Annotated in this window: 10 protein-coding genes and 6 pseudogenes; 6 read left to right on the top strand and 10 right to left on the bottom strand. The window is 59.4% G+C overall.

Features of this window, described 5'->3' with window-relative positions:
• The first annotated feature begins 4 nt into the window (after positions 1–4).
• The 3 genes from proB to CAPP_RS08745 all read left to right on the top strand — a co-directional run bounded on the left by proB (position 5) and on the right by CAPP_RS08745 (position 2575).
• A complete protein-coding gene (proB, locus tag CAPP_RS08755) occupies positions 5–1135 on the top strand; it encodes a glutamate 5-kinase (RefSeq protein ID WP_076599662.1) in 1131 nt (376 codons plus the stop codon).
• 3 nt (positions 1136–1138) lie between these two features.
• Entirely contained in the window at positions 1139–2053 is a 915-nt protein-coding gene (locus tag CAPP_RS08750) for a D-isomer specific 2-hydroxyacid dehydrogenase family protein (RefSeq protein WP_076599663.1), read from the top strand.
• Between the two features lie 195 nt (positions 2054–2248).
• A complete protein-coding gene (locus tag CAPP_RS08745) occupies positions 2249–2575 on the top strand; it encodes a transposase (protein WP_290172850.1) in 327 nt (108 codons plus the stop codon).
• On the opposite strand, the gene CAPP_RS08740 is transcribed toward CAPP_RS08745, so the two are convergent.
• From CAPP_RS08740 to CAPP_RS08725, 4 genes and pseudogenes are all read right to left on the bottom strand, one after another.
• Positions 2572–3764 (bottom strand): IS3-like element IS3502 family transposase gene (locus tag CAPP_RS08740; protein ID WP_290172838.1). Its coding sequence is split into 2 segments (ribosomal slippage): positions 2572–3476 and positions 3476–3764, totalling 1194 coding nucleotides; the frame shifts between segments, so codons are not numbered across the junction. The genes CAPP_RS08745 and CAPP_RS08740 overlap by 4 nt on opposite strands.
• A 183-nt stretch (positions 3765–3947) precedes the next feature.
• Positions 3948–4139: pseudogene (locus CAPP_RS08735) on the bottom strand (IS256 family transposase); the annotation flags it as partial.
• 62 nt (positions 4140–4201) lie between these two features.
• A complete protein-coding gene (locus CAPP_RS08730; RefSeq protein ID WP_290173264.1) occupies positions 4202–5440 on the bottom strand; it encodes an IS256 family transposase in 1239 nt (412 codons plus the stop codon).
• 176 nt (positions 5441–5616) lie between these two features.
• Positions 5617–6729, bottom strand: a pseudogene (locus CAPP_RS08725) (IS256 family transposase); the annotation flags it as partial.
• A 56-nt stretch (positions 6730–6785) separates the two neighbouring features.
• Here CAPP_RS08725 and CAPP_RS08720 point away from each other — a divergent pair.
• A pseudogene (locus CAPP_RS08720) lies at positions 6786–7001 on the top strand (integrase core domain-containing protein); the annotation flags it as partial.
• 213 nt (positions 7002–7214) lie between these two features.
• On the opposite strand, the gene CAPP_RS08715 reads toward CAPP_RS08720, so the two are convergent.
• The 3 genes from CAPP_RS08715 to CAPP_RS08705 all read right to left on the bottom strand — a co-directional run bounded on the left by CAPP_RS08715 (position 7215) and on the right by CAPP_RS08705 (position 8602).
• The gene (locus tag CAPP_RS08715; RefSeq protein WP_076599528.1) at positions 7215–7451 is read right to left on the bottom strand and encodes a cation transporter; all 237 of its coding nucleotides are present in this window, start codon (positions 7449–7451) and stop codon (positions 7215–7217) included.
• 121 nt (positions 7452–7572) lie between these two features.
• On the bottom strand, positions 7573–8241 hold the full coding sequence (locus CAPP_RS08710; protein ID WP_076599601.1) for a Crp/Fnr family transcriptional regulator: 669 nt from the start codon (positions 8239–8241) through the stop codon (positions 7573–7575).
• A gap of 124 nt (positions 8242–8365) precedes the next feature.
• Positions 8366–8602, bottom strand: a complete 237-nt coding sequence (locus CAPP_RS08705; RefSeq protein WP_076599529.1) for a hypothetical protein — start codon at positions 8600–8602, stop codon at positions 8366–8368.
• Positions 8603–9008: 406 nt separating this feature from the next.
• Between CAPP_RS08705 and CAPP_RS08700 the strand changes: the two are divergent.
• Positions 9009–9719: pseudogene (locus CAPP_RS08700) on the top strand (IS6 family transposase).
• A gap of 377 nt (positions 9720–10096) precedes the next feature.
• Here CAPP_RS08700 and CAPP_RS08695 read toward each other — a convergent pair.
• The 3 genes and pseudogenes from CAPP_RS08695 to CAPP_RS08685 all read right to left on the bottom strand — a co-directional run bounded on the left by CAPP_RS08695 (position 10097) and on the right by CAPP_RS08685 (position 13897).
• A complete protein-coding gene (locus CAPP_RS08695) occupies positions 10097–10867 on the bottom strand; it encodes a class F sortase (protein WP_084560617.1) in 771 nt (256 codons plus the stop codon).
• Positions 10868–10956: 89 nt separating this feature from the next.
• Complete coding sequence (locus CAPP_RS08690) at positions 10957–12528, bottom strand: collagen-binding domain-containing protein (RefSeq protein ID WP_290172848.1); 1572 nt, start codon at positions 12526–12528, stop codon at positions 10957–10959.
• Between the two features lie 148 nt (positions 12529–12676).
• Positions 12677–13897, bottom strand: a pseudogene (locus tag CAPP_RS08685) (IS3 family transposase).
• 50 nt (positions 13898–13947) lie between these two features.
• On the opposite strand from CAPP_RS08685, the pseudogene phnE reads away from it, so the two are divergent.
• Positions 13948–14991 (top strand): annotated as a pseudogene (gene phnE / locus CAPP_RS08680) (phosphonate ABC transporter, permease protein PhnE); the annotation flags it as partial.
• Positions 14992–14995: the final 4 nt, after the last annotated feature.

The raw sequence follows: 14995 nt of genomic DNA, 5'->3' as shown, positions 1-14995 counted from the left end.
GATAATGCCGGGTGCGACACCGGGTTCTTTGCGCGAGCAGATTGCGGGGGCGAAGAAGATCGTCGTCAAGCTGGGCACGAGTTCGCTCGTGGACTCCAACTCGGCGGTCTCCCAAGAAAAGATCGACCGCATTGTCGACGCGATCGAAGCGCGCACGGACCGCGGCGGCGACGTCATTGTCGTCTCATCCGGTGCTGTCGCAGCGGGCATGACTCCGCTGGGACTGTCCACCCGGCCGAAAGACCTCGCATTGAAGCAGGCCGCCGCCTCGGTGGGCCAGATTCACTTGGCGCAGACGTGGGGCCGCTCGTTCCAACGCTATAACCGCACCATCGGCCAGGTTCTGCTCACCCAGTCCGACGCCGGGGTGCGCGAGCGTGCGCGCAATGCGCAGCGCACCATCGACAAGCTGCGCCAGTTGGGTGCGGTGCCGATCGTGAACGAGAACGACACCGTCGCCACCTCCGAGATGCGGTTCGGCGACAACGACCGGCTGTCGGCGATCGTGGCGACACTCACTGCCGCCGACGCCTTGATCCTGCTGTCGGATGTCGACGGGCTCTACGACCGCAACCCGAAGGACCCGGGCGCGACCTTCGTTCCCGAGGTCCGTTCCGGCAAGGACCTCGAAGGCATCGTCGCCGGCGACGGCGGGGTGTTCGGCACCGGCGGCATGGCCTCCAAGGTCTCGGCCGCCCGCCTGGCCACCCGCGGCGGCGTGCCCGTGCTGTTGACGTCCGCGCAGAATATCGAGGACGCGCTCGGCGACGCGTCTGTCGGCACCGTCTTCCACACCCGCCCCGAGTCCCAGCTCTCCGCGTGGAAATTCTGGGTGCTCTACGCTGCCGACGCCGAAGGCGTGCTGCGCCTCGACGCCGGCGCTGTCGAGGCCGTCACCCGCGGCGGCACCTCGCTGCTCGCTGTCGGCATCACGGGTGTGGACGGTGACTTCCACGCCGGCGACATCGTGGAGATCCTCGGCCCCGACGGCCAGGCCATCGGCCGCGGCGTCGTCGGTTACGACGCAGCAGAGCTCACCGGCATGCTGGGCAAGCACACCGACGAGCTCCCCGAGCACCAGCGCCGCTCTGTCGTGCACGCCGACTATCTGTCCAATTACGCGTCTAGGCTCTAAGGCATGAAGTTCGCGATTCTGCCCACTCCATGGTCCTCCACCGTCGACGAGCTGGAGGGCCACGGCCACCAGCATGTCGACATCGACGACAACCCAGACGTGCTGATCTACCACGGCGGCGCGGAGGATTTTCCGGAAGCATTGCCGGACAGCATCCAGTTCGTGCAGTTCGCGTGGGCGGGCATTGACGCGCTCGACAGCGCCGGGATCCTCGCGCGGACCGGCACGCGGTGGGCGAACGCCGCCGGGCTCTACGACGACACCGTTGCCGAGTCCACCCTCGCCCTCATTCTCGCGGGGCTGCACCAGTTCGCGCGCGTCACCCCGGACGGGTCGACGAAGGCGGCCATCGAGGCAGAATCGCGTTATCTCGTCGAGGACATGACGGTGGCGATCATCGGCGCGGGCGGAATCGGCACGAAGCTGATAGAATTCCTCGCCCCGTTCAATCCGGAGATCATCGCCGTGAACCGGTCCGGCCGACCCGTCGCCGGGGCCGATGAAACGCTTCCAATGGCAGAGGCCGACGGCGTGTGGGAACGGGCAGACGTCGTTGTCCTGCTCGCCCCTCTGACCGCCGCCACGCGCGGCAAGGTCGACGAAAAAGTGCTGAACAAGATGAAGCAAAGCGCAGTGCTGGTGAACGTCGGGCGCGGCCCGCTCGTGGTCACCGACGACCTCGTCGCGGCACTGGACAACGGCGTGATTGCCGGTGCGGCACTGGACGTCACCGACCCTGAGCCGCTGCCAGCCGACCACCCGTTGTGGGAACAGGACCGCTGCCTGATCACCCCGCACACCGCCAGCACGCCCCGCTTCGGCAGGCGGCGCATCGCCGGGCTGACCCTGAAGAACTGGGAAGCGCTGTCCGACGGCAACCAAATGCCCACCGAAGTCGATGTGGAGCAGGGGTATTAGATAGGCCCTTTGACGTGCTTTAGTAGGGGCGCCTGAAGTGGCGTTATCGCCCTATTGGGTACGCGGAGGGTCAAGTCCGGTGGTGTGGTGTATCTGTCCTTTCGATAGAACTAGCAGCGTGATGGATTTACGGTCCTGAGGTTACCTCGTTTAGTGGACACCTTGTTTGTATGGATCGTGTGTCCGTAGGAGAGGATGTTCATTGTGAGTCAACCGCGTAAGACGTTCACGCCGGAGTATCGGCGTGAAGCGGCGAAATTGGTGATCGAATCGGCTCGCCCTATCGCGCATGTGTCCAAGGAAATCGGTGTTTCCGCGGGCTTGCTAGGCAAGTGGGTGAAAAACGAGCGGCAACGCCGAGGGTCATCCGACGGGATGAGCGAGGCTGATCTTCGCGCAGAAATTGTTCGCCTGCGCCGCGAGCTGGCTGAAGCCAAGATCGACAACGAGTTTTGGGCCCGGCCCCCGGAAAGTAGACACCGTGGGGGTGAAATTATTGGCTTTACTCTAGCGCATTGTTAGGAAGCGTGAGATTCGTACTCAATGGGTGTGAGGTACTTGCACCAGGAATGCCTTCGGGTGGTGTTGTAGCGCGCACACCATGCGAAGACGTCGCGCCGGCAGACTAGCTGATTGGAAAAGACTTTCTGGTCTTTGAGCACTTCTCGTTTCAACGCCGCGTTAAACGACTCCGCGAGTGAATTATCAGCGCTGCTGCCAACTGCTCCCATCGACTGGGTGACGTTGAGTCTTCGGCAGACAGCCTGAAACTGCGATGAGGTATACACGCTGCCATGATCTGAGTGGAAGATCGCCCCGGAGAGACTGCCACGGGTACGGCGAGCATGCTCGAGCGCTTCTTCGACGAGGTCGGTGCGCATGTGGTCTGCGATCGCGAAGCCGACGAGCATCCGCGAGTAGCAGTCAATCACAGAAGCCAGATACATATTCGACCCGTCTGCGATCGGCAGATAGGTAATATCGCCGACGAGGATCCTATTGGCAGCTGGCGCAGTGAAGTTACGCTTGACCAGGTCAGCGAATATAAAGCGATGACTCCCGCGCTGCGTTGTCGTGACCTTACGTTTTTTCGTGTAGCCGCGCAGCTGAAGCTTCCTCATAATCCGGGCGATGCGCTTATGGTTGACCGGTCCGGTGCTACTGTACGCATCGTTGAAAGTCAGCTCGGCGGCAATGCGTTTTGCGCCGTAGAGCTGCTTCTTGTCGTCGAAGATGGCCTTCACCTTGGCTCCGAGTATGGCATCATCAACCAGTCTGCGGTGCCGCTGGGTGCTGCTAGCTTTCCATTTGTAGTAGGAGCTGCGGTTTAACCCGAGTACGGTGCACATCCGCTTGACCGAGTAATCGGTGCGGTGGTCATCAACGAACCGGAAGCGGATCACCAGTTCGTCTCTTCCATGAAATATTTGGCTGCCTTACGCAAAATATCGCGTTCTTCTTTCAGGCGGGCGTTTTCCTGTTGCAGCTGACGTAGCTTCTCAGCATCGGTCAGTTGCCTCGCACGATCAGCACGTAAGCCCGCTGAAAACTGGGGTTTCGTGCCAGTTCCGTACTTATCAACCCATACGCGAAGCGTGGAGCGGTTGATCCCTAAATCAGCGGCCGCCGCGTTCAACGACACCTGTGGATCGTTCTCGTACATCGCGACCGCGTCGCGCTTGAACTGATCCGAATAAACCTTCCTAGGCATGGAGGTAGATTACCTTTCCCCGACTCAACACAGCCGGAATCAGAGGTGTCTACCAAACAGGGGTCAGGTCCTTTTGTCAAAGGCGAGTGCCTTCTTCGCTGCGAAGCAACACGAACGGAAAAGTTCGAGCTGATGCGGCAGGAGAGGGGAGAGTGTCCGATTGTTTGTGTGCGGGGGCTTGGGTTACAAGTAGTCCGCGAATCGGTCGGGGTACGCCACGGCTAGTTGGTTGATGGCTTGTTTCCATCCGGTGGCTTTCGCTCCTTCAATATAGCCGTTGCATTCGATGTCACGTTTCGCTTTCTTCGCTCGCTGGGCAGCGCGCTTGTCCTCGATGTTGCAGATCATCAGCCATAGCGTCTTCAGTGCCGCGGTCAAGTCCCGTGTAGTGGTGTAGCCGTCTAGCTTTCGGCTCGGTATTTAGTTCGGGGTTGTGGTTAGGCGGTTAGCTGGTGATGGTCGCCATGATCATCTCCTGGGTGGTGCATGAGTTGTTTGGTGTGTTCGAGTGCGGACAGTGACATGTAGCGTTTTTGCTGGATCCAGTCGTCGTGCTGTTCGGCTAGGACAGCGCCGACGAGCCGGATGATGGATTCGCGGTTCGGGAAGATGCCGATGACGTCGGTGCGCCGGCGGATCTCCCGGTTTAACCTTTCGGTGGGGTTGTTTGACCAGACTTTCGTCCAGACTGGTTTCGGGGCTGCGGTAAACGCCAACACCTCATCGAGGGATTCCTCCAAATACGCCGAAACCTGTGGGAACTTCGGTTCCAGCAGGTCGACCACTTCGCGGGCTTGGGCCCAGGTGGATTGGGCGTCGGGTTGCTGGAAGATTGTCTGGAACATCGCCGAGACCATCGGCCACTGGGTCTTTGGGACTTTCTCGTAGAGGTTCTTCGCAAAGTGGGTGCGGCACCGCTGCCAGGATGCATCAGGCAGCACTTCGGAGATAGCGTGCTGGATGCCTTCGTGGGCGTCACTGGTGACCAAATAAACACCACGCAGCCCGCGGGCTTTTAAGTCTTGGAAGAAGCCTTTCCACGATGCGTTGGATTCCGCGGTGGCGACATGCATGCCGAGCATTTCGCGGTAGCCGTCGGCGTTGACCCCGGTAGCTAGCAGCACAGAGCATTTGACCACCCGGCCGCCTTCACGGACTTTGATCGTGAGCGCGTCGCACGACAGGTAGGCGTACCCGCCGGGATCGAGTGGGCGGTTTTTGAAATCTGTGACCATCTCGTCGAGTTCTTCCGCCATGCGCGAGACGTGAGATTTCGACATATTGGCAATCCCAAGTGTTGCCACCAGGTCATTCATCCTGCGGGTGGAAACCCCTTTGAGGTAGCAGGTCGCGATCACAGTCGATAAGGCGCGTTCGGCCCGTGAGCGGCGCTCTAACAGCCAGTCCGGGAAGAACGCTCCGTGGCGCAGCTTCGGCACCGCCACATCGATCGTGCCCACACGGGTATCAAGGTCGCGGTGACGGTACCCGTTGCGGTGGTTGACCCGCTCGGCAGAAGCGACACCATACTCAGCCCCGCAGACGGTGTCAGCTTGGGCGGAGAGGATCTGGTTGATAAACCCTTGCAGCATCTGCCGCATCAGATCCGGGGAGGCCTGTGCCAGCAGATCGTCCAGATAGGTTGCAGGGTCGATAGAATGCGGAGCAGCGGTCATCGTCATGTGCCTTTCGGTGAGATGTGGTAGTTGAGTCGAAAGGTTACTGACGATGGCCGCCCCTATATCTGCCAGGGCCCACCATCAGCAAGCGTTACACCACACTAAGGGACGCAACCCAGTGCCGCAGTATCGTTCGGGAATTGGCCCCGGTTACGGGTGGCTTTGCGCAGTTAAGCGTTGAGTGATTCGATCGAGTTGGTGGTGTAGAGCACCCGCCGTGCCGCAGGCGGGAACTGCAGAAACGGTATGAACCGCTCCCAGGCGTCGCGCCAGACTTTGACCGACTGCGGGTATTTCTGGCCCAACTCTGAGGCCTCGAAGGCATCAAGGCTGGCACGGGCGGTGTCCTCGTTTGCGGCCGTGTAGACCTCACGCAGCGCCCGGGAGACAGATTTGCGGTCCTGGTAGGACACCCACCGGTTCGCAGCCCGAATCAGGTGCACAATGCAGGTCTGCACCATAGAATTTGGCCAGGTTGCCTCCACGGCTTCCGGTAGACCTTTCAGCCCGTCGCAGCAGACGATGAACACGTCTTGGACACCCCGGTTGGCCAGGTCCGCGCACACCGATGCCCAGAATGCGGCGCCTTCATTATCAGCGATCCACAATCCCAAGATGTGCTTGATGCCGTCGATGTCGATGCCAACAGCCATGTAGCAGGCTTTGTTGACCACGCGGTGACCGTCACGGATTTTGACTCGTAGTGCGTCGAGGAAGATCACCGGGTAAAACTCGTCGAGCTGGCGGTTCTGCCAGATCATCACCTCGTCTAAAACCGCATCGGTAATCGTGCTGATCGTATCCGGGCTCATATCCACCCCAAGCGTGGTTGCGAGATGGTGCTGAATATCGCGCACTGTCATCCCGCCGGCATACAGCGAGACGATCATGTCGTCGAGCTCTGTCAGCCGGCGTGCTCCCTTGGGCACCATCTTCGGTGCAAACGTGCCGGCACGATCCCTGGGCACGGTCACTTCCACTGCACCGTAGCCAGAATTGACGGTCTTGGTGTACGACCCGTTGCGGTGATTGCCGCCCTGCGCGGTTTCCACCTGGGCTTTGGCCTTGCGGTCGGAATGTCCGTAGCCCAAGTGCGCATCCATCTCCGCCTGCAGACCAGCGTTGATCGATGCCTGCAGCAGGCCTTTGACCAGGTCGCTTGCATCATCAGCGGACGTCGACAGCTCGCTGATCAAGCTGGCCAGCTCAGGATTTTCCATCAGCTTCTCGCTGATCTCGTTGACCCTCGCCGGGTCATGGCCTTTCTTCGGTGACACCGTAGTCATTATCGGTGAAACTCCTTCTAGATCAGAGCCTCACACACAAACTTCCTGACACTCCCTATGACAACGCATTGGCGGAGACGGTCAATGGACTCTACAAAGCCGAACTCATCTACCCCCAAGGCCCGTGGACGTCAGTGGGGGAAGTTGAGTTGGCGACCTTGCGGTGGGTGCATTGGTGGAACACCAAGCGCCTTCACGAAGCATTGGACTACGCCACCCCGCAGGAAGTAGAAATCGAGTACCATCTCACCCAGCCCGTCAATACGGGGTAGTAAAAGAAGCGGAGTAGTAAGAGAAGCGGAACTAAACCCAGGACGCTTCACTTCCTTGACGTGGATCAAACAACCATGAACCAGTCTGACCCTGGGGCAGAGAAGATAGGGAGCGACTTCACAGCGACTGCAGAGTGCACGGCGACAGCCCGCCGGCACCATCAGGGTGCGGGCGGGCTGTCGGGGTCAGAGGCCGGAAGGTTAATCGGTGGTCTAGATGACTGAGGGCTTGGCGGTGTAACCGACAGCGGCTACTGCCTCGACCAGGTCGCGCACCGACACCTGGGCAGGGTCGTGGGTAACCAGGATGCGGCCGGAGGAAAACTTCACCTCCGCCGACTCCACACCGTCCAGACCGTTCATCTTGTTCTCGATTTTGCTGATACAGCTCGGGCAGGTGAACTCATCGGAACGCAGGGTGGTGTTCTTCAGCGTGGTCGGGGCGGCCATGATAACCAGGTCCTCTCTTCTTGTGATGTCTTGTTCCTTGCTGACATCTCTAACGATAAGACCCATCCCGGTTTAGTTCCTTGACCTGGATCAAATAACGGTAAACCGAGCTGAGCAGGTGTTATTCGCCATCAACCAGATCTTCGAGAGCGTTCCGGTCAAGGATGGCGACCCATTCCCGGCCGGAGTTGATGATCCCGGTTTTCTTCATCTTCGCCATCGCACGGGAGGCGGATTCAACGGTGGTGCCGGCCATGCCGGCAATATCGTCACGGCGCAGACGAACCTGCAGCAGGCTCGAGCCATCCTGCTGGTGCTCGCCGAACTTACCGTCTAGGCGGCGCAGGGAGGCACCGACCCGCTGCTCAACGGTTGTGGTGGTCTGTCCGACGTCGCGTTCCCGGGACTGGGTGAGATGCTCCTGCTGCATCCGCACGATCGACAAGGCCAGCGTGGGGTGGCGTGTGATCACCTCCGCCAGGGAATCGGCGGGCAGGTATAACGCGCAGGTGGTCTCCATCGCCCAGGCAGAGTCGACGGCCTGGGAGGGGTGGGTGTGCAGCGGGCCGATCACATCCCCAGGGGCGGCAATATCAACGGTAATCTCACGCCCGTCGATAGTATCCCGGGTCACTCGTGCCCGGCCGGCGACGAGCAGATAGCTGCCTGTGATCTCATCACCGGCGAGGATCACCGGGTCGCCCTCCGCCCACGACCAGGCGCTGAGATATTGATCCAGGTCCCGGTGCTCGTCTACATCCATGTCTCGGGACAGCGGGGACCTGGCCATGGCCTTGAGCCGGACCGCTGGTGAGCAGTGATGAGGCTGGGCACAGCTACGCCGGACCGGATTCTGTGACATGGTCTCCATATTATCGCCTTCCCCGACACGTAGTAGTTGGACGTGGTGCAGCTTACGCAGCGGGCATAATCGGGGCAGTGGCGGTGTGGTCAGTGTCGGCGACCATGGCGGCCAGCTCCGCCATGGGGACCGCGGCCGGGTTATGGGTGACCAGAACAGCGACGGAGGGGAAATCTACCTCCACGGCCTCGAGAGCACTGAGCCTGACGGTGATGTCGGCCAGACAACTCGGGCAGGAAAACTGTTCGGAACGCAGGGTCGCATTCGTGAACATGGCTGGGGGATGCATGGAAAACGGCTCCTTATCGTGAGGTACTGCGCTTTCCATGCGGACGCCCCTAAAGATACGGCATAACCCGGTTTAACTCTTTGACCTGGATCAAACAACGGAAACTGCCGAGTTACGCTTGATGTCGAAGAGAGAAACTCTCCGAAACCCCTCAGCCCGGGGCCTGTTCTGCCGCACCGTCCAGTGAGTCGGATAGATAAGCCTTGCGTGAATAGGCGGGAGCGAAGACCGGAGGAGAACCACCATGCACGACTGGTTCTGTCGTTGTTTGATCTGGGTCAAGGTGCCGTGCGGGACACCCGCCTACCGTGCGGGCACAGCCGATAACGGCACCGAAGACCACACGAGAGAAGGTGCTGTTGCAAAGTTGGGGCAGTAGGAAGACCGGCGTGGAATAATCAGGCCCATGGGCATCTTCTCCGGTAGGCAGTTCCCTCGTGAAATCATCCTGTGGGCGGTGAGGTGGTACTGCCGCTACGGCGTGAGCTATCGCGACCTCGAGGAGATGATGACCGAGCGCGGGGTTGCCGGTCGATCACACCACGATCTACCGCTGGGTCCAGAAATACGCCCCTGAGCTGGATAAGCAGACCCGGTGGTATCGGCAAGTTCCTGACTGGCAGGCACGGTCCTGGCGGGTGGATGAGACCTGTATCCGGGGCGGGGAAAGTGGTGCTACCTCTATCGGGCAATCACCGCCGGTGGCCAGACCCTGGATTTCTACCTCTCCCCAAAGAGAAACGTCGCTGCGGCGAAGCGTTTCCTGGCGAAGACGCTGCGGTCGAATACATCGGCAGGCTATCCGCGGGTGATCAGCACCGACAAGGCACCCTCCCTGGCTAAGGCGATTGCCGAGTTAAAGGCAGAGGGAATCTGCCTGCCAACAGTGGAACACCGGCAGTTGAAATACCTCAACAAATCCTGGAAGGCGACCATGGTCGGCTGAAGCGGATCTTCGGGCCGAAAGGCGCGTTTAAGAACCGGACATCTGCATATCGGACGTTGAAAAGGGATGGAGGCGATGCACTCATTGCGGAAAGGGCAAGGCACGATGTTTGCCTACGGGCAACCGAACCCGGACGCGGTGATCGTCAACCGGGTCTTCGAGACGGCCTGAGAACGCCCACACGCAGCGGCCATCAGGGAATGAGAAACTGAGTCTTCGCTGCTCTCCGCCCAACTTTGCAACAGCACCCAGTTCTCTCACTCAGATCGGGGCATCATATTTCACTACGGCCAAGCACAGAAGTGGCTAAATATGACTTTGAAGTACCTTGCCGTACTGAATCATCCCGAAGTGCAGCGAGCCTATGGCTTCCTTCACGTCTCAGTCGATAAGTGCGTATACAACGAAGCGGCCACCGCAGGAGTCAAACGCCCACCGTACGCCCAGAGGGTTTTAAGGTAGATGCCAGAGCTCGCTGAGGATCGCACTTAGTTTCTAGTTTCAAATAAAGCTTCGCGGGAAAATTTCTGTACCTTCCTGTGTAACCCTTAAATTGGTTCCGCGATAACGAAGACGTTGTCGGCATAACCGAGCGATCCGCCGACGAACTCGCCGCCGCATGTGATTAGCACGAGTTTGTTCTCGCCTGTGGAATCATTCACTTCTTCCGGCAGCGCCCCCTCCTTGGAGGCGCGGAATGGGGGTTTGGTGACGCGGTAGGTGTGGGTGGTGCCGTCGATAAGCACGGAGACCTCGTCGCCCTGCTCAAGCTGCGTGAAGTAGTACGCGAAGCCCTGGCCCTGCGTTTGGTGGTTGACGTGCCCGGTGATCACCGTCGAACCCTTCGCGTTCGGGTCACCCGGAATCGCGGACGCCGCGTACCACCCGAGTCGGCTGACATCCTCCGGCGGAATGAGCGCACCCTCATTCGTCAGACCCACCAAGTCGACCGGTGCCATGCCGATACTCATCTGCAGCGCTATATCATTGACGTCCTCATGACTTTCAGGAACCGGCGTGAGCTCCTCTTCCTGCTGGCCGGTATCATCGACGTAACTGTCCTCAATGATCTCAGGCGCAGTGCTGGTTAACCGTGGTTGCGGCGCCTCCGACGCCCCCTCCGTATCCTCGTTTCCACCCCGCGTAATGAGCGCAACGGCACCAATGAGAGCAAGCACCACCAAAATAGCGACCAGGATCAAGGGGACTCGGCTACGGCGGCGGCCGGTGGCGACATTACTCTCGGAGGAGTCCACCGGTTGACGTTTACTAACGTCCTTCTCCGGCGGGTTGTCAGGGTTCGGTATGCCAGTACTCATTGCAACATCCTAATTCATAAATGAGAAAGCGGGGTGGAGGTAGATGTCCTCCAGCCCGCTTTATTCAGAGTATCGAACGGCCAACGTTTCTAGCTAATGAAGTCAGAAACGTTGTCGCCCTTCTCAGTCGCGCCAGATGGCACGGACTTAATCTCCTGTCGCGACTCACCCGGCTTGCCAGGGTTCACCGGATGCTCGACCGGTGCCTGGCTAGGCTTGTCGCCCTCAGCATCCGGTTTGCCCGGAGCGGGCTTCTCACCCGGCTGGCCCGGCTTATCCGGGGCCGTCTGGTCCGGGTTCGAGCTACTCGGAATCTTGTCAATCAGCCAAGTCACAACCGGGATAGCCGGCACTAGGAGCAGCCACCACGGAGAACCCCACGAGCTGCCGTCTTTGCCAGGCTCGGACGGCTCGGTGGTCGGCTCGGACGGCTCCGTGGTCTCCGTCGGCTCGGACGGCTCGGACGGCTCCGTGGTCTCCGTCGGCTCGGACGGCTCCGTGGTCTCCGTCGGCTCGGACGGCTCCGTGGTCTCCGTCGGCTCGGACGGCTCCGTGGTCTCCGTCGGCTCGGACGGCTCCGTGGTCTCCGTCGGCTCGGACGGCTCCGTGGTCTCCGTCGGCTCGGACGGCTCCGTGGTCTCCGTCGGCTCGGACGGCTCCGTGGTCTCCGTCGGCTCGGACGGCTCAGACGGCTCGGACGGCTCGGACGGCTCGGTGCAATCCTGCAGAGCCCAGGGGAACTCGTGCTCCGGGTTGAGGTGCTCCTCGGAGCCGCCCAGGTTCGCGGAGTTGACGACGACATGTCCCTGCGTGTTCGCGGACGTCTTCACGAAAGTCGCATTCGGAGCGAGAATCGACCAGTTGATCGAGTCGCCGCTGATCTGCAGGTTCGAGACGTTTGGCGCGTTGAGCAGAACGTGCCCGAGCTTATGGGCGCCCACATTGTCGACGAGGTTGAGGTTGATTGGACCCGCATCCGTGACGTTGATCACCAGAATCGAGTCCTGCGGCCAGCCATTCTTCTCGACGATCTCACGGGCGTTGTTTAGCTCGGCGGAAGAAACGTTCCAGTAGTTGATCCCCGGCTCAAGCGGAAGCAGAACACGTCCGCCGCCCGCCGACTCCGCGGTCAACACATTGGCAATATCGTTGACACACTGCGAACCGGCGATGCGCCCGATCCTCTGAGCGGTGCCGCTCGCCGCCCCCTGGCTGAACAGGGAACCGAAGACGCCCTTGCCGAGCTCGAAGTCCTCGGCCGCGCCCGGCTGCCATTGCGCCTCCACGCGCGGCGACGAATCGTAGCCCTGATCACTTTGGACGATGCGCGGCATGACCTGCGCCCCGTTGCCATCCACCATGAGGACATCAAGGTTGCCCGGATTGTCGATGGCGACCTTCGCCCGCGGGGACAGGAGCTTGAGCTCGCCATTCGAGTTAGCGAAGTCGAGCTCACCCGCGATCAGTGCGTACGGCTGAGCCTCATTCGCAAACTTGCGCATGACGTTGGTGCTGCTCCAGCTCAGCTTGCCCTGAGCGGCGATCGGCATTTCAGCCTCGGCTTCGATGTGCACATCGCCGAACGAAACCACGCTCCAATGCTCGTACGGCTGCATCGGATAAAACTCCGAGCTGACGCCGGAGCCGGAGGGAGACGCCACGGCGTTCCCCACCAGATGCACACTTCCAGCGACCAATGAGACAGCCACTGCCGCAGCGGCAAGTGACTTTCGAGACACGTTCATAGGTCTTCCCTTCTTGAAGCGTCCTGGGTTTAGTTCCGCTTCTTTTACTACTCCGCTTCTTTTACTACCCCGTATTGACGGGCCGGGTGAGATTGTACTCGATTTCTACTCGATTTCTACTCGTATTCCAATGCTTCGTGAAGGCGCTTGGTGTTCCACCAATGCACCCACCGCAAGGTCGCCAACTCAACTTCCCCCACTGACGTCCACGGGCCTTGGGGGTAGATGAGTTCGGCTTTGTCGAGTCCATTGACCGTCTCCGCCAATGCGTTGTCATAGGAGTCGCCGACTGTTCCCACACTCAGGCGAATTCCAGACTCAGCTAAAGCCGTAGAATATTTCAACGACACGTACTGACTGCCCCGATCACTATGGTGAATCAACTGGTTGCCATGGATTCTTCCAGCAGTGGTTAAAGCGTGCTCTAAAGCCTCCATCGGCAGCGCATCAGTGCGCAGCGTAGAGCACGTGGCAACACCAACAATTTTCCGACTGAAGACATCAACTACAAATGCGGTGTAGGCGAATCCCGACGAAGTGCGAACATAGGTAATATCGGCAACCCAAAGCCTGCCCGGTGCGTGCGCACGAAAGTTTCGCTGCACCAGGTCCGGGCGACAATCAGGTGTCTTTGGGCTTACCGTTGTTACCGGGCGTCGTCCACGTCTGCGGCCGGAAACACCTGCTAGCATCATCAACCGGGCAGTCTTATCGCGGCCAATATGAAAGCCTTCGCGGTTCATAGCGTGCCACATTTTTCGAATACCGTAGACCGAAAAATTCTCCGCATGTACACGCCGAATCTCTGGAATGAGCAGGCTATCGCTTAACGCTCTCGCACTTGGGATACGTTGAGAGGCTTTCCGGTAGCCGCGTGAGGTGATAAATCCACAATCTGCTTGTCGAAGGACGCGGCAGATGGCCTCGACCCCAAACTGATCTTTATACGCGTCGATATAGGAGATCATTTGGTCGTGGGTCGGTCGAGTTCCGCTGCGAAAAAAGCCGAAGCAGTTTTGAGCATCCCGTTTGCTCGTTTCAGTTCACGGTTCTCTCGGCGAAGACGCTTGAGCCTTTCTTCCATTGTTTCGCTATCCGGCGTTGTGCGGCCATCTCGTGTGGAGGCACTGTCGCTGTACCACGCCCGCAATGTATGGCGTGATACGCCGAGGAGCTCGCCGACCTGTTCGTAGGCGCGCTGTAGTGAGCAGGACTCCAAGCGGACCATTTCAATGATCTGATGGACCGCCTTCTCCTTAAACTCGACGGAATACTTTCTGGGCATAGTGCCTAATCCTTCCTTACCTGAGGTAGGAACTAAACCCAGGACGCTTCAGGTTTGACATCAACCTGCGTACGTCGGTCTTGCTCGGATATGTGGGGGTCGGCGGTATTGGCCTCGCGATTTCGGATTCTCTTCGTGTGCTGAATTACCAGCGGGGGATGGCACTCGCGTTGATCGTTTTGGCGATGTGCATCGTGCTGGAAATGATCTCTGGTGCGATTCGCAAGATTCTGCTGAATGGTTCTGAGCGCAGTACTCAGGGGTCCTGGGCTGACAAATTGCTCGGTGGGAAGAGAACACCGAAACAGACATCTCATTTGACCCCACCGTGGAATCGCGATCGAGTAGCCAGGTTTTCGAGCTGTCTTGCGCTAATCGCGTTTACAGTCTGGTGCCTGTGGACAGTTGAGTTGGATTGGGCACAGATTCTGGGGGGGCTGAAAGATATTCCGCAAGTCATGGGGCTGTTCTTCCCTCCGTCAACTGGTGGAGCGCTGGGCTCCATGATTGAGCAACTAATTGTCACTTTGCAGATCGCCTTTTCTGCAACCTTGATCGGTGCCGTGCTGGCGGTTCCGGTCGGTTGCCTCGCTGCACGCAATGTTGTGCGTAACCCTGGAGTTCACGGCTTTTTCCGGGGGCTGATTGTGATCATCCGCGGTATTCCGGAGCTGATCCTGGCGATCATTTTCATCGTGATCTCTGGACTTGGAGCAGTCGCAGGAACTCTCGCTCTAGCGGTCGGCGCTGTCGGGTTGCTCTCGAAGCTAGTTGCCGATTCTCTAGAAGAGACTGACACCAAGGTGCAGGATGCAATTCGCGCAACCGGTGCTAGCGGCGCGCAAGTGTTCTTCGCCGCAACGGTGCGTCAGGCGGCACCCGCTTTTGTTGCTCATTCACTGTATTTGCTGGATACCAATATTCGCTCAGCCACTTTGCTGGGTGTCGTCGGAGCTGGAGGTGTCGGCTTCCTTCTCCTGAATGCGGCGCGAGTCAATCAGTTCGACGTTGTGACCATGATTCTCATTCTGATGCTGGTCGTGGTTCTCCTGGTTGAGGCTCTGTCCATTTGGCTCCGTAACACCATCCGTTAGAAAG

It is taken from the genome of Corynebacterium appendicis CIP 107643 (assembly GCF_030408415.1).
GTDB classification, from domain to species: Bacteria; Actinomycetota; Actinomycetes; order Mycobacteriales; family Mycobacteriaceae; genus Corynebacterium; species Corynebacterium appendicis.
This window is presented reverse-complemented; position numbering and strand designations above follow the sequence as displayed.

Excerpts from the sequence above, each read along its gene's own strand:
- proB (WP_076599662.1), top strand. The coding sequence starts at position 5 with ATGCCGGGTGCGACACCGGGTTCTTTGCGCGAGCAGATTGCGGGGGCG.
- CAPP_RS08750 (WP_076599663.1), top strand. The coding sequence starts at position 1,139 with ATGAAGTTCGCGATTCTGCCCACTCCATGGTCCTCCACCGTCGACGAG.
- CAPP_RS08745 (WP_290172850.1), top strand. The coding sequence starts at position 2,249 with ATGTTCATTGTGAGTCAACCGCGTAAGACGTTCACGCCGGAGTATCGG.
- CAPP_RS08730 (WP_290173264.1), bottom strand. The coding sequence starts at position 5,440 with ATGACCGCTGCTCCGCATTCTATCGACCCTGCAACCTATCTGGACGAT.
- CAPP_RS08715 (WP_076599528.1), bottom strand. The coding sequence starts at position 7,451 with ATGGCCGCCCCGACCACGCTGAAGAACACCACCCTGCGTTCCGATGAG.
- CAPP_RS08710 (WP_076599601.1), bottom strand. The coding sequence starts at position 8,241 with ATGGCCAGGTCCCCGCTGTCCCGAGACATGGATGTAGACGAGCACCGG.
- CAPP_RS08705 (WP_076599529.1), bottom strand. The coding sequence starts at position 8,602 with ATGCATCCCCCAGCCATGTTCACGAATGCGACCCTGCGTTCCGAACAG.
- CAPP_RS08695 (WP_084560617.1), bottom strand. The coding sequence starts at position 10,867 with ATGAGTACTGGCATACCGAACCCTGACAACCCGCCGGAGAAGGACGTT.